We start from the raw sequence: 23300 nt of genomic DNA on the forward strand, positions 1-23300 counted from the left end.
CGTTTCGGCGTCGTGTCGAGATCGAGGGGCGGTACGTGATCGACTTCTCAGAAAAACATGAGGAATCCCTCGCGTTAAAGTTGAGGAACCCCTCATGTTTTGCGAAGATGGAGGGACCGCCCGTCGATCCAGCGACGGCAGTGACGCCAAAGGGAACCACGTGACCACGTTCGACACCCCGCTCGCCGCCCACCAGTCCTCCGAGCGCCGCAGGGCCTCCGCGCTCGTCGACCGCCTGCTGGCGGGGACGCCCTACGCGATCGCGTTCGGCGGACAGGGGGCCGCGTGGCTGGAGCCCCTGGCCGGGCTCGTCCGTGACTTCGCCCTCGAGGCGGAGCTCGAGGCCCTCGTCGAGCGCGCCGAGGCCCTCCTCGAGCCCGTCGCCCCCGAGCTGGCCCGTGTCGGCGTGACGTTCACGCCGCTGGCATGGGCCGACGTCCTCGCCTCGTCGGAGTCCGCCGACGACGAGGACGCCCCCGAGCTGCCGACCTCCGCGGTGCTGGATACACCCGGAGCGTCGGTGCCCGGCATCCTGCTGGCCCAGCTGGCCGGCCTCCGCGCGCTGCGCCGCCAGGGCGTCGACCCCGAGACGCTCGCGCCGAGCGCCGTCGTCGGCCACTCCCAGGGCTACCTCGCGACGCAGTCGCTGGCCGGCGTCCCGGACGCCGAGCTGCTCGCCGTCGCGCGCCTGATCGGTGCCGCCGCCCAGCTCGTCGGTCGCCGTCGCGGTCTGCTGGGCGACACCATGCTGAGCGTCTCGAACGTCGTCCCGAGCCGCATCGACGAGATCCTCGCCGAGCTGCCGGCGTCGCTGCGCGTCGTGTCGCGCCTGCGCAACGGACGTCGCAGCGTCGTGCTGTCGGGCCCGGCCGAGGGCCTGCGCGTCGTCGAGGCGCGCTTCGACGAGATCGCCGCGGCCGAGAAGGCCGACCGCGACCGCAAGGTCTCGGGCGGCTCGCCGTTCGCGCCCGTCCTCGAGCCGCTGCCGTCGCAGCTCGCGTTCCACCACCCCGACCTGGCCGAGGCCGCCGACCTCGTCGCGACCTGGGCGGCCGCGTGCGGCATCGACGCCGACACGGCCCGCTCGCTGACGATGCGCTCGATCGTCGACCCCGTCGACTGGGTCGCCTCGCTCGAGCACGCGATGGACTCCGGTGCGTCGTGGGTGCTCGACCTGGGCCCCGGCGACCTCGCCGCGCGGCTGTCGGCCCGTGAGCTGCAGGTGCGCGGCGCCTCGGTCGTCGCCACGACGACGCGTCGCGGCCACCGCGAGCTCACCGCCGCCGGTGCCGCCCCGCGGCCGTCGACCCCGTGGTCGGCGTACGAGCCCACCGTCGTGACGCTCGCGGACGGCTCGCTGCACGTCGAGACCCGCTTCACCCGGCTGACGGGCAAGTCGCCCGTGCTGCTGGCGGGCATGACCCCGACGACGGTCGATCCCGCCATCGTGGCGGCCGCCGCCAACGCCGGCTTCTGGGCCGAGCTCGCCGGTGGCGGTCAGGTGACCGAGCAGATCTTCGCCGAGAACGTCGAGCGCCTGGGCGAGCTGCTGACGCCCGGCAGCACGTACCAGTTCAACTCGCTGTTCCTCGACCCGTACCTGTGGAAGCTGCAGCTGGGCCAGAAGCGCCTCGTGCAGCGGGCGCGGGCCGCGGGCTCGCCGGTCGACGGCGTCATCGTCACGGCCGGCATCCCCGAGCTCGACGAGGCCGTCGCCCTGGTCGAGGAGCTCACCGAGGCCGGCATCACGCACGTCGTCTTCAAGCCGGGCACGGTCAAGCAGATCCGCCAGGTCGTCGCGATCGCCAAGGCCGTCGCGCCGACGGCGGTCCACGTCCAGATCGAGGGCGGCAAGGCCGGCGGTCACCACTCGTGGGAGGACCTCGACGAGCTGCTGATCGCGACGTACGGCGACCTGCGCGCGCTCGACAACGTCGTGGTGTGCGTCGGCGGCGGCATCGGCACGCCCGAGGTCGCCGCGGCGTACCTGACGGGCGACTGGGCCGCGCGCCACGGCTTCCCCCGCATGCCGCTCGACGGCGTCCTCGTCGGCACCGCCGCGATGGCGACGCTCGAGGCCACGACCTCGCCGGCCGTCAAGCAGCTGCTGGTCGAGACGACCGGCACCGGCTCCTGGGTCGGCGCCGGCACGGCCAAGGGCGGCATGGCCTCGGGCCGCAGCCAGCTCGGCGCCGACATCCACGAGATCGACAACGCCGCGTCACGCACGGGGCGCCTGCTCGACGAGGTCGCGGGTGACGCCGAGGCGGTCGCCTCGCGCCGCGACGAGATCGTCGAGGCCCTCAATCGCACCGCCAAGCCGTACTTCGGCGACGTCGAGACCATGACGTACGGCCGGTGGCTCGCGCGCTTCCTCGAGCTGTCGGGCACGCCCGAGTGGCTCGACGTGACGCTGCGCAACCGCTTCGTCGCGATGCTCCAGCGCGCCGAGGCGCGCCTGAACGAGGCCGACCGCGGCCCCATCGGGACGCTGTTCGGCGACGCCTCCACGGTGGACGACGGCGCCGCCGCGCTGCAGCGTCTGCGCGACGCCTACCCGGCCGCCGACGACGTCGTGCTGCACCCGGCCGACGTGCTGTTCTTCGTCGACCAGTGCCGCACGCCCGGCAAGCCCGTCAACTTCGTGCCGGTCCTCGACCAGGACGTGCGCCGCTGGTGGCGCTCGGACTCGCTGTGGCAGGCGCACGACGCCCGCTACACCGCCGACGAGGTCTGCATCATCCCCGGGACCCTCGCGGTCGCCGGCATCGACCGCGTCGACGAGCCCGTCGCCGAGCTGCTGCGCCGCTTCGAGGACGCCGCGATCGACGGTCTGCTCGCCTCCGGCCGCTCGCCGCAGCGCGTGGCGGGGCGCCGCCGCGTCGACGACGACGCCGCCGAGGCGCTGTCGCTCGTCCTCGCCGCGACCGACCTGGTCTGGGCCGGCCGTACGGTCCGCAACCCCGTCCACCGCCTCGGGGCCGGCTGGGTCGTCGTCGACCCGCAGCGCGCCGAGCACCCCGAGACGGGCGCCACGCTCGTGCAGGTCTCGTCCGACGTCGCCGAGCTGACCGTGCCGATGGCGCGTCCGCTGACGCTGCGCATCGCGGTCGACCGCTCGGTCCTCATCGGTGCGGCACCCGTCGTCACGACCGACGCCGCAGCCGAGGCCATGGGCGCGCTCGTCGTCGGCGCCGCGGGCGGCACCGTCCCCTCCGTCACCGCCGGTCGCGCGTCCGTCACGGTCGAGTGGGACCCCGACCTGGTCGCCGACCACGCCGGCGTCACCGGCGGCTCCGTGCCGACGCACCCCGTGCCCGACGTGCTCGTGGGTCTCGCGTGGCCGTCCGTCTTCGCCGTGCTCGGCGACGCGTCCACCGCCGACGGCACGCCCGTCATCGAGGGCATGCTCGACCTGGTGCACCTCGACCACGCGATCCGCCTGACCGGCGCGCTGCCGCTCGCGCCGACGCAGCTCACGATCTCGTCGGTCCTGGACTCGATCGAGGACACCGACTTCGGCCGGGTCGTCGCGGTCGACGTGACCGTGACCTCGGCGAGCGGCGACGTCGCGACCCTGCGCGAGCGGTTCGCGATCCGCGGACGCACGGGCGCCGGCCAGCTGGCCGACCCCGAGCGCGCCGGCGGCTCACTCGGCGACGACGTCCACGACACCCCCCGCAAGGGACGTGCCTCGGCCTCGCTCGTGGCGCCGACCGACCTGCGCGCCTTCGCCGCGGTGACGGGCGACCACAACCCGATCCACACCAGCGTCGCCGCGGCACGTCTGGCCGGCCTGGGCGCCCCGATCGTCCACGGCATGTGGATCTCGGCCGCCGCGCAGCAGGTGCTCGCCGTCGGCGGCACCGGCACGCGCCGCATCACGGGCTGGACGACCCGCTTCATGTCGCCCCTGGCCCCGGGGGCCCCGGTCGCCGTGCAGGCCGACCGGGTCGGCCTCGACGCCGGCGCCGAGGTCGTCGACGTCACGGTGCGCTCCGGCGGCGACGTGGTCATGTCGGCCACGGCGCGTCTCGAGGCCCCGCGGACGGCGTACGCCTTCCCGGGCCAGGGCATCCAGCACCCCGGCATGGGCATGGCGGCCTACCAGCGCTCGAAGGCCGCCCGCGAGATCTGGGACCGCGCCGACGCGCACACCCGCGAGGCCCTCGGCTTCTCGATCCTCACGGTCGTCCGCGACAACCCGACGACGCTCGTCACCCGCGGCGTCACGCACAAGCACCCCGACGGCGTCCTGTTCCTGACGCAGTTCACACAGGTCGCGATGGCGGTGCTCGGCGCCGCCCAGATGGCCGAGCTGCGCGAGTCGGGATCGTTCGTCGAGGGATCGGTCCTCGCCGGCCACTCCGTCGGCGAGTACAACGCGCTCGCCGCGGTGTCGGGCGTCATCCCGCTCGAGGCCGTCGTCGAGGTCGTGTTCCAGCGCGGCTCGGTCATGCACGGCCTGGTGCCGCGCGACGCCGCCGGCCGCAGCGACTACCGCCTGGCCGCGATCCGTCCGTCGCAGATCGGTCTGACCGACGCCGACGTCACGGCCTTCGTCGACGGCATCGCCGACAGCACGGGCGAGTTCCTGCAGATCGTGAACTACAACCTGAAGGACTCGCAGTACGCGATCGCCGGCACCGTCGCGGGCCTGGAGGTGCTCGAGACCGAGGTCAACCGGCGCCGCGCCGAGTTCGGCGGCAAGGGTGCGTTCATCCTCGTGCCGGGCATCGACGTCCCGTTCCACTCCACGGTCCTGCACGGCGGCGTGCCGGACTTCCGCGACCGGCTGCGCGAGCTGCTGCCCGCGACGATCGACCCGACGATCCTCGAGGGTCGGTACGTGCCGAACCTCGTGCCGCGGCCGTTCACGCTCGACCGCGCGTTCCTGCAGGAGATCGCCGACCTGGTCCCGTCCGAGCCCCTCGACGAGGTGCTGGCCGACTACGACGCGTGGATCGCGCGCCCCGGCGAGCTGTGCCGCGTCGTGCTGATCGAGCTGCTGGCCTGGCAGTTCGCCAGCCCGGTGCGCTGGATCGAGACGCAGGACCTGTTCTTCACCTCGGTCGCCGAGGGTGGCCTCGGTGTCGAGCGGTTCGTCGAGATCGGCGTCGGGCAGTCCCCGACCGTCGCGAACCTCGCGTCGTCGACGCTCAAGCTGCCGGGTCGCTTCGGCCCCGCGGTGCAGGTGCTCAACTTCGAGCGCGACAACGCCGCGGTCTTCTCGACCGACGAGGAGCAGGCCCCCGTCGAGGACGAGGCGCCCGCCGCGCCGGTCGAGGACGCCTCCGCGTCCGCCCCGTCCGCCGCTCCGGCCGCCGCGTCGGCGCCCACGAGCAGCGGCCCGCGTCCCGCCGACCTGACGTACGACGCGTCCGACGCCACCCAGCTGCTCATCGCCTGGTGGACCAAGATGCGTCTCGACCAGATCGGTGCCGCCGACTCGATCGAGTCGCTGTGCGACGGCGCGTCGTCGCGCCGCAACCAGCTGCTGGTCGACCTGGGCGGCGAGCTGGGGCTCGGCGCCATCGACGGTGCCGCCGACGCCGACATCCCCGCGCTGTCGGCACAGGTCAAGGGCCTGGCCCGCGGCTACAAGCCGTTCGGCCCGGTGCTGACCGAGGCGATCGGTGACCACCTCAAGAAGGTGCTCGGCCCGACGGGCAGGCGCCAGGCCGCGATCTCCGAGCGCGTCACCGACGTGTGGCAGCTCGGCGCCGGCTGGGCGAGCCACGTGCTCGCCGAGCTCGCGATGTCGAGCCGTGACGGCTCGAGCGTCCGGGGCGGCGAGTTCGGCTCGCTGACCTCGATCGCGTCGGCCGCTGACGTCGACGCCGCGGTCGACGCGAGCGTCCAGGCCGTCGCCGCACGCCACGGCGTCAGCGTCGCGCTGCCGTCGACCGGCGGGGGAGAGGCCACGATCGACGCGGCGGCCCTCGGTGAGTTCACGGCGCAGATCACGGGCCCCGACGGCGTCCTCGCCTCCTCGGCGCGCCTCGTGCTCGACCAGCTGGGACTCTCGGCGGTGCCGACGGTCGTCGAGCCCGACGCCGCCGACGCCGAGGTGCTCGCACGCGTCGAGTCCGAGCTCGGCAGCGACTGGGCCAAGCTCACCGCCCCGGCGTTCGACCCCCTCAAGGCGGTCGTGTTCGACGACCGCTGGGCCTCGGCCCGCGAGGACCTCGCACGCCTGGCCGTCGGCCGGACCGTCGACGCCTCGTTCGTGGGCGCCGGTGCGGTCGTGTCGGCCCAGGCCACGTGGTGGGCCGGTCACGTCGACGACGTCGACCTGGCCGAGCGCTTCCGGTCGATCGCCCGCGACGCGCTCGCGTCGACGGCCGGTCAGTGGTCGGACGACCTCGCGGTGGTGACGGGTGCGAGCAAGGGCTCGATCGCCGCCGGCGTGACGGCGCAGCTGCTCGCCGGGGGCGCCACGGTCGTCGCCACGACGTCCGGGCTCGACGCCCGCAAGCTGGCCTTCTTCAAGGACCTCTACCGGACGCACGCCGTCCACGGGGCAGCCCTGTGGGTCGTGCCGGCCAACATGGCGTCGTTCGCCGACGTCGACGCGCTCGTCGCGTGGATCAACGGCGAGCAGACGCAGACGCGGGCCGGTGCCACGACGGTGCTCAAGCCCGCGATGACGCCGACGCTGCTGTTCCCGTTCGCGGCCGGACGGGTCGCCGGTGACCTCACCGACGCCGGCAGCCGCACCGAGGTCGACATGCGCATCCTGCTGTGGTCGGTCGAGCGCCTCATCGGCGCGATGTCGGCGCACGGCCAGGACCACGACATCGACGCGAAGCTGCACGTCGTCCTGCCCGGCTCGCCCAACCGCGGCATGTTCGGCGGCGACGGCGGCTACGGCGAGGCCAAGGCGTCGCTCGACGCACTGGTCTCGCGCTGGTCGGCCGAGCGCACGTGGGGCGAGCGCGTGACGCTGGCCCACGCGATCATCGGATGGGTGCGCGGCACCGGGCTGATGGGCGCCAACGACCCGCTGGTCGAGGCCGTCGAGGCCGCGGGCGTCCGCACCTGGACGCCGTACGACATGGCGGCCGCGCTGCTCGCGACGTGCGAGCCCGCGGCGCGCACCGCCGCGCTGACCGAGCCCCTGACGATCGACCTGACGGGCGGCCTCGGCGGCACGACGATCGACATGAAGGCGCTCGCCGAGGGCATCGGGCGTCCGGTGGCCGCCGCGCAGGACGACACCGCCACCATCACGGCGCTCGCCCCGTCGCCGGCGCAGCTCGACCGCGTCGAGCAGCTGGACTGGGCCCCCGTCGACACGCGCCCCGAGGACCTCGTGGTCATCGTCGGCGCCGGCGAGCTCGGCCCGTACGGCTCGGCCCGCACGCGGTTCGAGGTCGAGGTGTCCGACGAGCTGTCGGCCGCCGGCGTCCTCGAGCTCGCCTGGTCGACCGGCCTGGTCAGCTGGGACGAGCAGGGCGGCGGCTGGTTCGACACCGCGACGTCCGAGGCGGTCGACGAGGCCGACCTCGTCGAGCGGTACGAGGAGACGGTCCGCGAGGCCGTCGGCATCCGCCGCTACGTCGACGAGGGCGCGATGGTCGACAACACGGCCCCGCTGCTGACGTCGGTGTACCTCGACCAGGACCTGTCGTTCACGGTCGGCACCGAGGCCGAGGCGCGTGCCCTGCGCGACGCCGATCCCGAGCGCACCGTCATCTCCGCCACGGCGGACGGCGACTGGACCGTGACCCGCAAGGCCGGCACCGAGATCCGCGTGCCGCGCCGGATGAAGCTCACCCGCACGGTCGGCGGGCAGATCCCGACGGGCTTCGACCCGACGGTGTGGGGCGTCCCGGCCGAGATGGTCGAGTCGATCGACCGCGTCGCGCTCTGGAACCTGATCTGCACCGTCGACGCGTTCCTGTCGAGCGGCTTCACGCCGTCCGAGCTCATGAAGTGGGTCCACCCCGCGCTCGTGGCCAACACGCAGGGCACCGGCATGGGCGGCATGCAGTCGATGCAGTCGCTGTACATCGACACGCTGCTGGGCGAGAGCAAGGCCAACGACATCCTGCAGGAGGCGCTGCCGAACGTCATCGCGGCGCACGTCGTGCAGTCGTACGTCGGCTCGTACGGTGCGATGGTGCACCCTGTCGCGGCCTGCGCCACGACGGCCGTCTCGGTCGAGGAGGGTGTCGACAAGATCCGGCTCGGCAAGGCGGAGTTCGTCGTGTCGGGCGGCTTCGACGACCTGAGCATCGAGGGCATCGTCGGCTTCGCGGACATGTCGGCCACCGCCGACTCGGCCGCGATGAGCGCCAAGGGGCTCGAGGACCGCTACTTCAGCCGCGGCAACGACCGTCGCTACGGCGGCTTCGTCGAGTCGCAGGGCGGCGGCACGATCCTGCTGGCGCGCGGTGACGTGGCGGCCCGCATGGGTCTGCCCGTCCTCGGTGTCGTGGCGTACGCCGGCTCGTTCGCCGACGGCGTCCACACCTCGATCCCGGCGCCCGGCATCGGTGCGCTGGCGGCGGGCCTCGGCGGACGTCGCTCGGCGCTGGCGCGCGGTCTGGCGTCGGTGGGCCTGACGGCCGACGACGTCGCGGTGCTGTCGAAGCACGACACGTCGACGGGCGTCAACGAGCGCAACGAGTCGGAGCTGCACGAGCGGCTCGCGGCGGCGATCGGCCGCAGCGACGGCAACCCGCTGTTCGTCGTGTCGCAGAAGACGTTGACGGGGCACGCCAAGGGAGGTGCGGCGGCGTTCCAGATCATCGGGCTGTGCCAGGTGCTGACCGGCGGCGTCGTGCCGCCCAACCGCAGCCTCGACTGCGTCATGGACGACCTCGCCGAGCACGAGCACCTCGTGTGGCTGCGGGAGCCGCTCGCGACGGGTCAGCTCAAGGCCGGTCTGGTCACGAGCCTCGGCTTCGGGCACGTCGCCGGACTGCTCGCGATCGTCCACCCGCAGGGCTTCGTCGCGACGTTGTCGGACGACGAGCGCGACGCGTACCTGGCGCGGGCCGAGGAGCGTCTGATCGAGGGCCGCATGCGGCTCGTCCGGGCGATGTACGGCGGCGACCCGCTGTACTCGCGTCCGGGCGACCGCCGACTGGGCTCGGCCGGCGTGCGCACGCGGGAGGCGGGCATGCTGCTCGACCCGGCGGCGCGCCTCGGCGACGACGGCGCCTACTTCGGGGCTGCCTGCGAGTGACGGTCGTCGGGGTCGGGGTCGACCTGGTCCACGTGCCGTCGTTCGTGGACCAGCTCGACCAGCCCGGCACGCGCTTCGAGGGGGTCTTCCTGCCCGGTGAGCTGCGCGACGCCCGGGGTCGCACGACCGACCCCGGGCGCCACCTCGCGGCCCGCTGGGCGGCCAAGGAGGCCGTCGTCAAGGCGTGGTCGGCGTCGATGCACGGGGAGGCGCCCGTGGCGTCCGAGCACGTCCACCACCTGATCGAGCTCGTCGCCGATGCCTGGGGACGTCCGCGCGTCCGCCTGCACGGCGAGGTGGCCCGCCACCTGGCCGGCCACTCGCTCGAGGTCTCGCTGAGCCACGACGGCGACTACGCGATCGCCTACGTCGTCCTGTCGCGCTGACCCCGCCCCCTCGCGGACGCGGATTACCACGGGACCGTGGTAAACCGCGTCCCCCCGGGGCAGGTATTCCTCGGGGAGTTGCGCGTGCCCCCGGGCGGACGTCAGACGATCGTGGTGCGGTTGCGCGAGTGGAGTCGCCGCGACTGCGCCCGACCCTGGTTGATGCGCATCGCCGTGGCGGTGCCCTTCGCACCGCCGAGGTCGGCCCAACCCCACCTGCTCATGCCCAGGGACTCGGCTCGAACTGCGTCCTCGCGCCACTTCTCGTCGGTGAGCACCCGGCCCACGTCCGTGGCGTGGGGGTTGAGCCGGCCGTACTTCACGAGTCCGTCGAACTCACCGGTGTGGTGGTCGTCGATCCAGGCGAAGTCGACCCGTGCCACCAGCACGCCACCGGACGTCACGACCTCCCACTGCAGCTCGGGACGGGGGACGCCGTTGCTCCACATCATGAACAGCGAGCGCACCTCGCCGACGGACTCGAGGCGGGGGTCGGCCAACCGGATCGACATCCGGGCGTTCCTCATGCCGGGCCAGTGCTTGAACCTGTGTCCGTCGGCTTCCAGCTCCTCGCGCGAGATCCCGAGATCGCGCATGGCCGAGGTGGCCAGGACCATGCCGCCCTCGATCCCCAGCAGACTGCAGGACTCGAAGACCGCCCGGCGCGGCTCGATGACCTGGCGGCCGTCCACCTGCACGATGTCGTCCTCGACGTCGATAGAGCCCTCGTGATAAACGACGCCGGCTTCCGTTCGCCCGCGCCGGCCGTCGAGGACGGAGACGTGCACGGTGGTGAGGTCGGCACCCCACAGGTCGTGCCCGTGCAGTGCTGACGCGGACTGGTGCGTGGCGACCACGGCGGGCCCGAGCTTGTCGAGAACGGATCGGGTCAGCGTTGCGAGACGTTCGGACGCGGACAGGAGGTCCCACACCGAGGCGAACACGTAGGTGCCGTGACGGACGCGACGCAGGACGCCGGCGCGGGTGGCCTGCCGGATGGCGGAGTCGCGGTAGCCGAGGTCGTTGAGCTGGTGACGCAGGAGGTAGCCGCCGTTGGCGTCCGCGATGCAGAGGAGATCGTCCATGTCGCCACGGTGGTGGCTCCTGCGCGTCGGCGAGCCCCCCTCGCGACGACCTGTGGACGAGATGAGGTGGCGTGACGACGGTGGACAACCCCCTGTGCCCGGGGCACGTTGCGTCCGCCCTGGAAAGACTTGCCCCGGGCGGACGGGGTTTACGACGGGACCGTGGTAAACCGTGTGGGGTGGGGCGGGAAGGGTCAGCCGTGCTCGGCGCTGAGGAGGTAGGACGCCAGCAGGCGCTTGAGCTCGATGATCGACTCGCTGTGCTCCTGGCCGTCGCGGATCGAGAAGTTGAGCATCGAATACGCGACGTGCACCAGCACCTCGGCCATGATGGTGCGGCGCTCGCGGGGGGTGCCCGGCGTCAGGGGCGCCAGGGCCCGCGCGACCTCGAAGGCCAGCTCGCGCTCCGTGACGGCGGCGGTGGCGCGCGTCGCGGGCGTCGACTGCACCGCGAGCCACACCGCGCGGCGAGACGGGTCGCGCACCCACAGGGCCGCCAGGTGGTCGACCAGGCGGTCGAGGAACTTGAGCCAGTCGAGCGTCGGGATGGCCTCGGCGAACGACCACAGCTCGCGCCGCACCGCGACGGCGTCGACGCGGTCGAGCTCGCACACGATGACGTACTTGTTCTGGAAGAACTGGTACAGCGTGCCGATCGGCAGCCCCGCCCGCGACGCGACCTCCTCGCACGTGAACGACTCGAACCCGACCTCGAGCAGGAGCTCGCGCGACACCAGGAGCAGGTGGTCGAACTTCTTGTGGCTCCGCTCCTGCGTCGGGCGGCGCCGGGGTTCGAGGATCTCGGCCGTCACGCGCGCCACCCTAGCGTGAAGCGGCGAGACCTGCCTCGATCAACGGGCCGATCGCGTCACCGATGCCGTCGAAGCCGCTGCCGACCGTCTGGCCGTGCGCGTGACGGTAGTGGATGCCCTCGAGGATCACCGCGAGCTTGAAGTACGCGAGCGACAGGTGGTACCCCATGTCGCTGACGTCGCGTCCGGAACCGGCCGAGTAGCGGGCGATGACGGCGTCGCGGTCGAGGAAGCCGGGGGCGTTGGCGGCATCGGTGACGAGGGCGCCGGAGCCGGGGTTGAGCTCGGCCAGGCCCTGGTAGGCCAGCATGAGGGCGACGTCCGACAACGGGTCGCCGAGCGTGCTCATCTCCCAGTCGAGCACCGCGGTGATGCGGTCGTCCAGCACCAACGCGTTGTCGAGCCGGTAGTCGCCGTGGACGATCGTGCCCTCGCCGCTCTCGGGCACCCCCGCGTCGAGGTGGGCGACGAGCTCGTCCATGCCGGGCAGCTCGCGGCTCGTCGACGCCGCGAGCTGCTTCTTCCAGCGCGACACCTGCCGTCCGATGTAGCCGTCGGGCCGGCCGAACTCGCCGAGCCCCACGGCGCGGTAGTCGACGGCGTGCAGGTCGACGAGCGTGTCGACGAGGCGCTCGCTGATCAGGCGGGTGCGCTCGGGGCCGAGCGGCTCGAGCTGCGACGCGCGGCTGTAGGGGGTGCCCTCCACACGCTCCATGACGTAGAACGGCGCGCCGATGACGTCGACGTCGTCGCACAGGGCGACCATCGCCGGCACCGGCACGGGGGTCGACGTCAGCGCCGCCATGACGCGGTGCTCGCGCGACATGTCGTGGGCCGTCGCGAGCACGTGCCCCAGGGGCGGACGCCGCACGACGTACTCGTGCGTGCCGTCGGTGACCAGGTAGGTCAGGTTGGACTTGCCGCCGGTGATCAGCGACGCCTCGAACGGTCCGGCGACGGCGTCGGCCGAGGCGCTCGCCAGCCAGTCGGCGACGGCGCGCGTGTCCAGCCCCTGGGGGTCGGTGCTCATGGTGTCGTCAGTCCTTCGGTCCGCCGGCGACGTAGATGACCTGGCCCGACACGAAGCCGGCGCCCTCGCTGACGAGGAACGACGCCGTGTGGGCGATGTCCTCGGGCTGGCCGACGCGCTGGACGGGGATCTGGTCGGCGCTGAACTTGATGAAGTCGTCGAAGTCGACCTTCATGCGGGCGGCGGTCGCGGCCGTCATGTCGGTCTGGATGAAGCCCGGTGCGATCGCGTTGGCCGTGACGCCGAACTTGCCGAGCTCGATCGCGAGGGTCTTGGTGAAGCCCTGCAGCCCGGCCTTGGCGGCGGAGTAGTTGGCCTGGCCGCGGTTGCCCAGCGCCGACGTGCTCGACAGGTTGACGACGCGTCCGTAGCCCGCCTCGGTCATGTGCTTCTGGGCGTACTTCGTCATGAGGAACGAGCCGCGCAGGTGCACGCCCATCACGAGGTCCCAGTCCTCGACCGTCATCTTGAACAGCAGGTTGTCGCGCAGGATGCCGGCGTTGTTGACCAGGACGGTCGGGGCGCCGAGCTCGGCGGCGATGCGGTCGATCGCGGCCTTGACCTGCTCCTCGTCGCTGACGTCGGCGCCGACGGCCAGGGCGCTGCCGCCGGCCGCCGTGATGGCGTCGACGGTGGACGCGCACGCGGACTCGTCGAGGTCGACGACGGCGACCTTGAAGCCGTCGGAGGCGAGGCGCTGGGCGACGGCCGCGCCGATGCCGCGGGCGGCTCCGGTCACGATCGCGGTACGGGATTCGGTCACGGTGTTCTCCTCGGGGCCATGTGTTCTAAGCGCTTGCTTAGTCAGGACTCCAGCACGTTATCGCACCGATGGGGGAGTGCGCGAGATCACCGGGCGACACGTCCGAGGAATATGAGGGGTTCCTCATCTTTGTGTATAGTTGAGGAAAACCTCATGTTCTAGGAGTCGATGTGCCGAAGCTCGATCGTCCGGTCGCCGCCCCGCCGGCCGAACCGCAGGCGCTGCCCGACCAGCGCAGCGTGCTCGCCGACCGCCGCGCCAGCCGCTTCGCCCGGGTCGAGCCCAAGGGCAAGCGCGTCTTCACGGCCCGCGAGCGCGCCGAGATGCTCGTCGACCCGGGCTCGTTCGTCGAGATGACGCCGATGCGCTCGGCGTCCCCCGGCGCCGGCAGCGGCGTCGTCTCGGGCTGGGGCACGACCGACGGTCACTCGGTCGTCGTCGTCTCGCACGACGCCGCCGTCGCCTCGGGGGCGATCGGCGCCGTCATGGCCGAGGCGATCCAGAAGGCTCAGCGCTTCGCGATCGACAAGGGCTACCCGATCGTCTACATCAACGACTCGGGCGGAGCCCGCATCCACGACGGCATCTTCGCGCTGCACGGCTGCGGCGGGATCTTCGCGCTGAACATCGAGGCGCAGAGCCGCATCCCACAGATCTCGCTGATCCTCGGCCCGTGCGCCGGTGCCGCGGCGTACTCCCCGGCGCTCACGGACTGGACGATCATGGTCAAGGAGCAGGGGCAGATGTTCCTGACCGGGCCCGACATCGTCAAGGCCGCGACGGGAGAGGACGCCTCGGCCGAGGACATCGGCGGCTCCGCGCTGCACACCAAGGTCAGCGGCGTGGCCCACCTCGAGGTCGACAGCGAGGAGGACGCCTTCGACGCGACCCGCCTGCTGCTGTCGTTCCTGCCGACGCACAAGGGCGGTGCGCAGAAGCGCCACGACCCCGTGCCGGCCAACCCGCACTCCGTCGCGGCGCTGCCGACCCTGGTGCCCGAGAAGTCCAGCATCGTGTTCGACATGAACAAGCTGCTCGACGGCGTGCTCGACAACGGCGCCCGCCTCGAGCTGATGCCCGAGCACGCCCCCAGCATCCTGACGCTGTTCGCGCGGATCGACGGTCACGCCGTCGGCGTCCTGGCCAACCAGCCCAACGCGCGCGGCGGCATCCTCGACTCGAAGGCGTCGGTCAAGGCCGCCCGCTTCGTCGAGTTCTGCGGGCGCTTCGACCTGCCGGTGCTCACGTTCGTCGACGTGCCCGGCTTCCTGCCCGGCACCGTCGAGGAGGGGCGAGGCGTCATCACGCATGGCGCCAAGCTCCTCAAGGCGTACGTCGACACCAAGAGCCCCAAGCTCACGGTCGTCGTCCGCAAGTCGTACGGCGGCGCGTACATCGCGATGGGGTCGGCGTCGCTCGGGGCCCACGCCAACTGGGCGTGGGCCAACTCCGAGATCGCCGTGATGGGTCCTGGCGGCGCCGTCGCGCTGCTGCACCGTCGCGCGCTCAAGGAGGCCGAGGAGCCGACGGTCCTGCGCGACGAGCTCGCCGCGGTCTACCGCGAGGAGGTCGCCCGGCCGTACCTGGCCGCGGAGGCCGGCATCGTCGACGACGTCATCCTCCCGGAGGAAACCCGCGACCGCATGGTCGCCGCGCTGCGCATGCTGACGCACGGGTCGGAGGCATGATGCACCTCGCCCGCGCGGAGATCGTGTCGAACGTCTGGAAGATCGAGGCCCGCGAGGGCGACCAGGTCGGTCCCGGTGACGTCCTGGCGGTGCTGGAGTCCATGAAGATGGAGATCCCGCTCGTCGCGACCGTCAACGGCCACGTCAGCAGGATCCTGGTCGAGCTCGGCCAGATCGTGCAGGAGGGCGACCCGATCGTCGAGATCGACGAGACCGCCGGCGCCTGACCGTCCGGACCCCGTCTGACATCATCGGCGGCGTGCACGAACACCTCGTCCCCATGCGCTGGGCTGACCTCGACTCGCTGCAGCACGTCAACAACGTCGTCTACCTGGCCTACGCCGCCGAGGGACGCGCCGCGATGGTCGCCGACGGTGCCCTCGCACCGGGCCTGACCCCCGTCACGATGACGGTGCGGTTCCTGCGGCCGCTGCGCCTCGGACGTCGTCCCGTCCTGGTGGCCGGCACGGTCGACGGCGACGACGTCGTGCAGCAGATCGCGCTCGACGGCGACGCCGGCCGGACGGTCTTCGCCGAGGTCACGACGACGATGGGCCGGCGCGCCGCGGCCGATATGCACCCCGACGTCGCGACCCTGCCGATGAGCCTGCGCCGCGACGACCTCGACGCCGACGGAGCCGCGACCGCCACCAAGGTCTTCGAGCTGTTCCAGGAGACCCGCGTGCTGCACATCTCGTCGCTGCTCGCCACGATGCGACCCGGACGGTTCGTCGTCGGCACGTCGTCCGTGACGTTCCGCGACGACATCCGATGGCGCCCGGAGCCGTTGCGGACGTCCGCGTGGATCAGTCGCGTCGGCAACGGGTCGTTCGAGATGCGCTCCGAGCTGTCGGACGGCACCGGGGTGCTGGCCGACTCGACCACGACGCTCGTGGGCTTCGACCCCGCCAGCCAGACGGCCAAGACCTTCGACGACGCCGAGCGCGACCAGCTGCGCACGCTGATCCCCTAGACCCGGGCTGCTGCGGGTCTACGCGGAGTTCACCATGAACTGCGCCGCGTGCTGGGCGTAGGCCCAGAACTGCGCGTCGTGCTCGGGGGAGAGGTGCGCCGCGTCGAGGCCCGCGCGGAAGTGGTGCAGCCAGGCGTCGCGCGCCTCCGGCGTGACCGCGAACGGGGCGTGCCGCATGCGCAGGCGCGGGTGGCCGCGCTGCTCGGAGTACGTCGTCGGGCCTCCCCAGTACTGCTCGAGGAACATCGTGAACCGGTGGGCCGCCGGCCCGAGGTCCTCCTCGGGGTAGAGGGGGCGCAGCACCTCGTCGCCGGCGACGCCGTCGTAGAAGGTGTCGACGACGAGCTTGATGGTGTCGTGCCCGCCGATGGCGTCGTAGAACGTCTGCTGGGTCTGCTCGGTCATGACCTCTCCTGGATCGTGGTCACGGGGAACGTCGTCGGCATCGTGATGCCGGCGCGGTCGAACTCGGCCTTGATGCGCTGGCGCATCGCACGGGCCACGAGCCACTGCTGGGCGGGCGCCGTCTTCAGGACGACGCGCACGACGACGCCGTCCTTGTCGAACCGCTCGACGCCCCAGACCTCGGGCGCCTCGATGATGACGTCGTGGAACTGCTCGTTCTCGTACGTCGTCGTCGCGACCTCCTGCAGGATGCGCTGCACCTGGTCGAGGTCGGCGTCGTACGAGACCGTGACGTCGAGGACCGTCCGGGCCCAGTTCTGGCTCTGGTTGCCGACGCGCAGGATCTCGCCGTTGCGGACGTACCAGACCGTGCCGTTGACGTCGCGCAGCCGCGTGATGCGCAGGCTCACGGCCTCGACGGTGCCGGTGGCCTCGCCGAGGTCGACGGTGTCGCCGACGCCGTACTGGTCCTCGAGGATCATGAAGATGCCCGACAGGAAGTCCTTGACGAGGTTCTGCGCACCGAAGCCGAGGGCCACGCCGACGATGCCGGCGCTCGCGATGATCGGGGCGATGTCGATCCCGAACGTCGACAGCGTCGTGACGACCACGACGGCCAGGATGATGCCGGTGCTGATGCTCTTGAGCAGCGATCCCATGGTCTCGGTGCGCTGCTGGCGCCGGGCGTGGTTGGCGGGCTTGAGCCCGTCGAGGAACTCGCCGGCGCGGCTGTCGGCGATGAAGCCGGGCACGTTGCCGCGTCCCGCGCGGTGGACGAGCCGGTCGACCGCGCGGTTGATGAACCAGCGCAGCACCAAGCCGATGACGATGATGAGCAGGATCCTGCCGGGGACGGCGACGAACCAGTCGTAGGCCTTGCCCTCCGGCAGGTTCCAGTTGATGTCGAGGTCAGGCATTCCTCCACCCTACGGGTGGATACGATGGAGCCATGAAGACTCCTGCTCGCGTGCTCGGACTCGTGCTCGCCACCGTCGTGACGTTCATCGCCGGCTCGGGCGCTGCCTTCGCCGACGCCCCCACGGGCGGCGCCTGGCCGGAGGGCGAGGGCAGGAGCGCCCTCGACACCATCATCCTGTTCGGCGGCGGCACGGTCGGCCTGTTCATCGTCGTCGCGCTGTTCGGCCTGCTGACGGCCCGCAACAACTACGTCCCCCCGGCACCGAGCACCGAGCTCGAGCCCGTGGGCGACCACCGCCCCGCGCACCACTGACGGCACGCGGGGCCGTGCCGGCCTGACGTCGTCCTTCGTCAGCGCGGCGCCATGCGCAGCGCGCCGTCCATGCGGATCGTCTCGCCGTTGAGGTAGTCGTGGTCGACGATCATGGCCACGAGCCTCGCGTACTCGGCGGGTTCGCAGAGCCGCTGCGGGAACGGCACCCCCGCCGCGAGACCCGCGCGGAACTCGTCACTGACCGTCGCGAGCATCGGCGTGTTCACGATGCCGGGCGCGATCGTGCACACGCGGATGCCGTGCTGGGCCAGGTCGCGGGCCGCGGGCAGCGTCATGCCGACGATGCCGCCCTTCGACGACGCGTAGGCGACCTGGCCGATCTGCCCGTCGTACGCCGCGATCGAGGCGGTGTTGACGATCACGCCGCGCTGGCCGTCCGCATCGGGCTCGGTCCGCGCGATCGCCTCGGCGGCGAGCGCCAGCACCGTGAAGCTGCCGACCAGGTTGACGTGGACGATCTTGGCGTAGAGCGCGAGGTCGTGGACGCCCTTGCGGCCGAGGATGCGTGCCGACGGGCCGATGCCCGCGCAGTTGACGACGGTGCGCAGGGGCAGGGTCTCGGACGCCGTCGCGACGGCCGCGCGCACCTGCTGCTCGTCGGTGACGTCGGCGGCCAGATAGGTGACGCCGTCGACGGCGGGCGCGTCGTCGATCGAGCCCGGCAGGTCGATCGCGAAGACCGACGCGCCGAGCGAGGCGAGGTGGGCGGCGGTCGCGGCGCCGAGGCCGGAGGCCCCGCCGGTCACGATCGCGGAGGTGTCGTCGAGCTGCATGGTTCTCCTTGGGTGGTGGGTGTCAGCGGGCGAGGTCGCGGCTGATGACGAGCCGCTGGATCTGGTTGGTGCCCTCGAAGATCTGCATGACCTTGGCCTCGCGCATGAAGCGCTCGACCGGGAAGTCCTTGGTGTAGCCCGCCCCGCCGAGCACCTGGACGGCGTCGGTCGTGACCTTCATGGCGTTGTCGGTGCACACGAGCTTGGCGATCGAGGCCTGTCGCGAGTAGGGCCGTCCGGCGTCCTTGAGGCGGGCGGCGGCGAGGTAGGTCGCCCGCGCCGACTCGACGGCGGCGGCCATGTCGGCCAGCACGAAGGCGAGCCCCTGGTGCTCGATGACGGCCTTGCCGAACGACTCGCGCTGCTTCGCGTAGGCCACCGCGACGTCGAGCGCCTCCTGCGCCAGGCCCGTCGCGACGGCCGCGATGCCGAGCCGGCCGGCGTCGAGGCCCGACAGCGCGATCGGCAGGCCCTGCCCCTCCGCGCCGAGGCGGCGGGACGCCGGCACGCGGACGCCGTCGAACAGCATCGTGGCGGTGGTCGACGACATCAGGCCCATCTTCTGCTCGGGGTTGTCGGCGGTCAGGCCGGGGGTGTCGGCCGGCACCAGGAAGCACGAGATGCCACGGCCGCCGTCGTCGCTGGTGCGCGCCATGACCTTGTAGAAGTCGGCCTCGCCACCGTGCGTGGTCCACGCCTTGGCGCCGTCGATGACGTAGTCGTCGCCGTCGCGGACCGCCCGCGTGCGCATCGCCGCGGGGTCGGACCCGGCGTGCGCCTCCGACAGGCAGTACGCCCCGAGCTGCTCGCCCGACAGCATCTCGGGCAGCCAGTCGGCGCGCTGCTCGTCGGTGCCGGCCGTGAACAGGCCGAAGCACGACAGGGCGTGCACGCTGACGCCTACGCCGACGCTGGCCGACGCCGACGCGATCTCCTCGAGCGCCTGCAGGTAGACCTCGTACGTCTGTCCGCCGCCGCCGAGCTCCTCGGGGTACGGCAGGCTCATGAGGCCCGCGCGGCCGAGCGTGCGGAACACGTCCCGGGGGAACTCGGCGCGGGCGTCGAGGCCCGCGACGACGGGGCGCAGCTCGTGGTCGACGATGTCGCGCGTCAGGGCGATGAGGTCGTGCGACTCCTCGGTGGGCATGAGGCGTTCGGCAGGCATGGGGCTCCCTCGCAGTGATGTACGCGTCACTGTACTGCAGAACCAGTTCTGGTACGGTCGGCCCATGGCGGAGGCGCGGGACGCGATGAGCGGGCGCACGGCCGCCCTGCGCGACGCCCTGATCGACATCGTGCTCGGCGAGGGCTTCCGCGACGTCCAGATGTCGGACCTGGCCGCCCGGCTCAACTGCTCGAAGTCGACGCTGTACGCGATCGCGCCGAGCAAGGAGCAGCTGCTCGTGTCGATCGTCCGGACGTTCTTCCGTCGGGCGACCGAGCGGGTCGAGGCAGCGGTCGACCCCGGTGCTCCCGCGATCGACCGCATCGGTGCCTACCTGACCGCCGTCTCGGTCGAGCTCGCGCCGGCGTCGCCGGCCTTCTTCGCCGATCTCGAGCACTTCGCCCCTGCGGGCGACATCTACCGGCAGAACACCGAGATCGCCGCGGCGCGCGTGCAGGAGCTGGTCCTGGAGGCCGCGCCCGGCATCGACCCGACGTTCCTCGGCACGGTCGCCCGACTCGTGATGGAGTCGATCCATCGCGGCGACGTCGCACGGGCCACCGGGCTCGACGACTCGGCGGCGTACCGCGCGCTGGCCGAGCTGATCCTCGCGGGGACGTCCGCCCCGCCCCACGACACCCCGACCCGACCCTGACCGACCGACCCGAAGGACCCGCCATGATCCGTACGACGTTCACCGAGCAGTTCGGTGTCGACCACCCCATCCTGTGCGGCGGCATGACGGGTCTCGGCACCGCCGAGCTCATCGCGCCCGTCGCCGAGGCCGGCGCCCTCGGCTTCCTGACCGCGCTGACCCAGCCGACGCCGGAGGCGCTGTCGAAGGAGATCGCCCGCACGCGCGAGATGACCGACCGCCCGTTCGGCGTCAACCTGACGATCCTGCCCACGATCGACCCGGTCCCGTACGACGAGTACCGCGCGGCGATCATCGAGGCCGGCATCACGGTCGTCGAGACCGCCGGGTCGAGCCCCGAGCCCCACCTGCCCGACTTCCACGGTGCCGGCATCAAGGTGATCCACAAGGCCACGAGCGTCCGCCACGCCCTGTCGGCCGAGCGCAAGGGCGTCGACGCGATCAGCATCGACGGCTTCGAGTGCGCCGGTCACCCCGGCGAGGACGACGTGCCGGGCCTGATCCTGATCCCGGCCGCCGTGCGTCGGCTGTCGATCCCCGTCATCGCCTCGGGCGGCATCGCGTCCGGGCAGGGACTCGCCGCCGCGCTGGCCCTCGGTGCGGTCGCGGTCAACATGGGCACCCGGTTCATGGCGACCGCCGAGGCCCCGATCCACGACAACGTCAAGCAGCAGATCGTCGCCAACGACGAGCGGTCGACGGTGCTGGTGTTCCGCCGGTTCCACAACACCGCGCGGGTCGTCCGCAACACGATCTCCGAGCAGATCGTCGAGATCTCCGAGCGCGAGGGGGCCACGTTCGACGACATCGCCGCGCTGGCCTCGGGCGTCCGCGGGCGGCAGAACGTCCTGACCGACGGCGACATGGAGGACGGCATGTGGTGGGCCGGCCAGACGCAGGGCCTGATCCACGAGATCGCCACGGTCCGGCAGGTCGTCGACCAGGTCGTGGCCGATGCCGAGGAGATCATCGGGCGTCTGCCGAGCCTCGTCGTCTGAGTCGGCGCCCGCAGTTTCCCCGGTGGACCCTGGAAGCTCTCGGGGTCCACCCCGGATCCCTGCGCCTCGCCCCGGGCGCACCAGGGGAGAGACGCATGGTTCCCGGGCGCACCCCGTCATCGTCCTGCGGGCGCGCCGGAACCGGGGTTCACCGGGGAAGCTGCGTCAACTGGTCCGCCGGCGGCCCAGCACGTCGTCCATCGGGGGGCGCTGGACGGTCGTGGTGGTGCGCTCGACGAGACGCATCGCGGCGTCCTCGCGCCGGAAGATCGTGGCGGTGCTGACGACCTCGTCGCGTCCGTCGGGTGCGACCCGCAGGTCGAAGGCGGCCCGCACGTGCTGCGTCATCGCGCTCAGCGCCGCGAGGTCCTGGTGCCGGTGCAGGCGCAGCCCGAGGTCGACCTGGGCCATCGCGTCGAGGCCGTGGTCGCGCAGGACGTCGATCATCAGGCCGATGTCGACGCCGTAGTCGGAGACGAACGGCACCGACCGCAGGGCCTCGACGCGGAACGCGCACTCGCCGGCCAGCGGCTGGACGAAGCCCGCCAGCAGGGGCGCCCGGTCGAGGATCAGCGGACGGGCGACGAGCTCGGTCACCCGCCCACCACCCGACGACCGCGAGGCGCCGGCCGTCCACGGGCGGTCGTAGAAGGCCTTGACGAACACGATCGTGTCGTCGGTCAGCAGGGGGCCCAGCAGTCCCACGACGAAGTCGGCCGTGAACTCCTGCACGTCGGCGTCGAGGTAGATGCCGAGGTCGCCGGTCATGACCGCCAACGCCTTCCACATGGCCTCGCCCTTGCCGGTGCGGCTGCCGACCTGCGGCACGATCTCGTCGACGTGGACGACCGTGGCACCCGCGGCCCGCGCGACCTCGGCCGTCGCGTCGGTGGAGTGGGAGTCGACGACGACGATCTCGTCGACGAGCGGCACGCGCTCGACGAGCTCGGCCCGCAGGGTCGTCACGATGTCGCCGACCGTCGCCTCCTCGTCGCGCGCCGGGATCAGGACGCTGACGCGCCGGCCGGCCTTGGCGGCGGCGAGCGTCGCCGCGTCGAACTGGGCGAGCCCGAAGGTGCGGGTGTCGAACCAGCGCCGCACGGACGAGGAGTCAGGCAAGACCGCGCACCACCCGGGACGGCTGGCGGTCGCCGCGGATGCTGGCGGTCATCTCGAGCACGCGACGCGTCGCGACGACGTCGTGCGCGCGGAAGACCGCCGCGCCCGCCGCCGCGGCCAGCGCCGTGGCCGCCAGGGTGCCCTCGTGCCGCTGGTCGACGGGCTGGCCGAGGGTCTCGCCGATGAAGTCCTTGTTCGACAGCGCCATCAGGACCGGCCACCCGGTCGCGACGAGCTCGTCGACGCGGCGCAGCAGCTCCAGGCCGTGCCACGTGTTCTTGCCGAAGTCGTGCGTCGGGTCGATCAGGATGCCCCCGCGGGGCACGCCTCGGGCGACCAGGTCGTCCGCGGCCCGGGTCGTCTGGTCGACGACGTCGCGCACGACGTCGTCGTAGCGCACCCGGTGCGGACGGGTGCGGGGCACGGCGCCGCCCGTGTGCGAGCAGACGTAGCCGCAGCCGAACTCGGCGGCGACGTCGCCCAGGGCGCGGTCGCTGCCGGCCCACGTGTCGTTGATGATGTCGGCGCCCGCGTCGGCGCAGTGGCGGCCGACCTCGGCCCGCCACGTGTCGATGCTGAGCAGGGCGTCGGGGAACTCGTCGCGCACGGCGGCGACGAACGGCACGGTGCGGCGGATCTCCTCGGTGACGTCGACGTCGTCGCCCGGCCCGGCCTTCACGCCGCCGACGTCGATGATGTCGGCGCCGGCGTCGATCGCCCGGCGGACGGCCTCGCGCGCCGGGCCGTCGTCGAACGTCGCGCCGCGGTCGTAGAACGAGTCGGGCGTGCGGTTGACGATCGCCATGACCAGGGCCCGGTCACGCTGCACGCGGCGGCCGCGGAACGTCAGGTCGACCGACATCGTTCACCCCTCGGCTCGGTGGACGCACGATGCGCCCCGGTCGATTGTCCTACGCCGGCGCGGCACCCGCCCGAGGGGGACCGGCGACGGACGAGGCCGTCCCCGTCGCGGTGACGGGAACGGCCTCGGTGGTGCGGG

At 72.3% G+C, this 23300-nt stretch carries 18 protein-coding genes; 8 read left to right on the plus strand and 10 right to left on the minus strand.

From position 1 onward, the window contains the following. Positions 1-160: 160 nt before the first annotated feature. Positions 161-9196: a type I polyketide synthase gene (locus ASD10_RS16495; RefSeq protein WP_056611451.1), complete on the plus strand. Its 9036-nt coding sequence runs from the start codon at positions 161-163 to the stop codon at positions 9194-9196. Further along, positions 9193-9582, plus strand: coding sequence for a holo-ACP synthase (locus ASD10_RS16500; RefSeq protein WP_056611453.1), 390 nt, complete (start codon positions 9193-9195; stop codon positions 9580-9582). The genes ASD10_RS16495 and ASD10_RS16500 overlap by 4 nt, the downstream gene beginning before the upstream one ends. Positions 9583-9683: 101 nt before the next feature. Here ASD10_RS16500 and ASD10_RS16505 read toward each other — a convergent pair whose 3' ends face one another. The 4 genes from ASD10_RS16505 to ASD10_RS16520 form a co-directional block, all read right to left on the minus strand. Next, positions 9684-10667, minus strand: coding sequence for a type IV toxin-antitoxin system AbiEi family antitoxin domain-containing protein (locus tag ASD10_RS16505; RefSeq protein ID WP_056611456.1), 984 nt, complete (start codon positions 10665-10667; stop codon positions 9684-9686). A gap of 194 nt (positions 10668-10861) precedes the next feature. Continuing rightward, on the minus strand, positions 10862-11479 hold the full coding sequence (locus ASD10_RS16510; protein ID WP_235502089.1) for a TetR family transcriptional regulator: 618 nt from the start codon (positions 11477-11479) through the stop codon (positions 10862-10864). 10 nt (positions 11480-11489) lie between these two features. Next, positions 11490-12509, minus strand: coding sequence for a phosphotransferase family protein (locus ASD10_RS16515; protein ID WP_056611462.1), 1020 nt, complete (start codon positions 12507-12509; stop codon positions 11490-11492). Between the two features lie 7 nt (positions 12510-12516). Beyond that, positions 12517-13272, minus strand: a complete 756-nt coding sequence (locus ASD10_RS16520) for an SDR family NAD(P)-dependent oxidoreductase (protein ID WP_056611465.1) — start codon at positions 13270-13272, stop codon at positions 12517-12519. Between the two features lie 170 nt (positions 13273-13442). Here ASD10_RS16520 and ASD10_RS16525 point away from each other — a divergent pair, with 170 nt between their 5' ends. Genes ASD10_RS16525 through ASD10_RS16535 form a run of 3 tightly spaced genes read left to right on the plus strand, consistent with a single transcriptional unit; the run spans position 13443 to position 15933 of the window. Further along, positions 13443-14960: an acyl-CoA carboxylase subunit beta gene (locus ASD10_RS16525; protein ID WP_235502090.1), complete on the plus strand. Its 1518-nt coding sequence runs from the start codon at positions 13443-13445 to the stop codon at positions 14958-14960. After that, on the plus strand, positions 14957-15187 hold the full coding sequence (locus tag ASD10_RS16530; protein WP_056611469.1) for a biotin/lipoyl-binding carrier protein: 231 nt from the start codon (positions 14957-14959) through the stop codon (positions 15185-15187). The genes ASD10_RS16525 and ASD10_RS16530 overlap by 4 nt, the downstream gene beginning before the upstream one ends. Before the next feature lie 32 nt (positions 15188-15219). After that, a complete protein-coding gene (locus tag ASD10_RS16535; protein WP_157432705.1) occupies positions 15220-15933 on the plus strand; it encodes a thioesterase family protein in 714 nt (237 codons plus the stop codon). Between the two features lie 18 nt (positions 15934-15951). Here the strand turns inward: ASD10_RS16535 and ASD10_RS16540 are convergent, their stop codons facing one another. Together ASD10_RS16540 and ASD10_RS16545 are read right to left on the minus strand one after the other, a co-directional pair. Then, positions 15952-16338 carry a globin gene (locus tag ASD10_RS16540; RefSeq protein ID WP_056611474.1) on the minus strand — a complete coding sequence of 129 codons (387 nt, stop codon included), beginning with the start codon at positions 16336-16338 and terminating at the stop codon, positions 15952-15954. Then, on the minus strand, positions 16335-17255 hold the full coding sequence (locus ASD10_RS16545; protein ID WP_056611478.1) for a mechanosensitive ion channel family protein: 921 nt from the start codon (positions 17253-17255) through the stop codon (positions 16335-16337). Before ASD10_RS16545 ends, ASD10_RS16540 begins: the two co-directional genes overlap by 4 nt. 32 nt (positions 17256-17287) lie before the next feature. On the opposite strand from ASD10_RS16545, the gene ASD10_RS16550 reads away from it, so the two are divergent. Then, entirely contained in the window at positions 17288-17569 is a 282-nt protein-coding gene (locus tag ASD10_RS16550; RefSeq protein WP_157432706.1) for a hypothetical protein, read from the plus strand. A gap of 38 nt (positions 17570-17607) precedes the next feature. Here the strand turns inward: ASD10_RS16550 and ASD10_RS16555 are convergent, their stop codons facing one another. Next, on the minus strand, positions 17608-18363 hold the full coding sequence (locus ASD10_RS16555; RefSeq protein WP_056611483.1) for an SDR family NAD(P)-dependent oxidoreductase: 756 nt from the start codon (positions 18361-18363) through the stop codon (positions 17608-17610). 22 nt (positions 18364-18385) lie between these two features. Then, positions 18386-19528, minus strand: a complete 1143-nt coding sequence (locus ASD10_RS16560; protein WP_056611487.1) for an acyl-CoA dehydrogenase family protein — start codon at positions 19526-19528, stop codon at positions 18386-18388. 64 nt (positions 19529-19592) lie between these two features. On the opposite strand from ASD10_RS16560, the gene ASD10_RS16565 reads away from it, so the two are divergent. Together ASD10_RS16565 and ASD10_RS16570 are read left to right on the plus strand one after the other, a co-directional pair. After that, positions 19593-20183, plus strand: a complete 591-nt coding sequence (locus ASD10_RS16565) for a TetR/AcrR family transcriptional regulator (protein WP_056611490.1) — start codon at positions 19593-19595, stop codon at positions 20181-20183. Positions 20184-20206: 23 nt separating this feature from the next. Further along, positions 20207-21181 (plus strand): nitronate monooxygenase family protein, encoded by a 975-nt coding sequence (locus ASD10_RS16570; RefSeq protein ID WP_056611493.1) that lies wholly within the window; start codon positions 20207-20209, stop codon positions 21179-21181. 165 nt (positions 21182-21346) lie between these two features. Here the strand turns inward: ASD10_RS16570 and ASD10_RS16575 are convergent, their stop codons facing one another. Together ASD10_RS16575 and folP are read right to left on the minus strand one after the other, a co-directional pair. After that, the gene (locus ASD10_RS16575) at positions 21347-22300 is read right to left on the minus strand and encodes a glucosyl-3-phosphoglycerate synthase (RefSeq protein ID WP_082556355.1); all 954 of its coding nucleotides are present in this window, start codon (positions 22298-22300) and stop codon (positions 21347-21349) included. Then, positions 22293-23162, minus strand: coding sequence for a dihydropteroate synthase (gene folP / locus ASD10_RS16580; RefSeq protein ID WP_056611499.1), 870 nt, complete (start codon positions 23160-23162; stop codon positions 22293-22295). Before folP ends, ASD10_RS16575 begins: the two co-directional genes overlap by 8 nt. Positions 23163-23300: the final 138 nt, after the last annotated feature.

This window comes from Aeromicrobium sp. Root472D3 (assembly GCF_001426485.1).
GTDB lineage: Bacteria > Actinomycetota > Actinomycetes > Propionibacteriales > Nocardioidaceae > Aeromicrobium.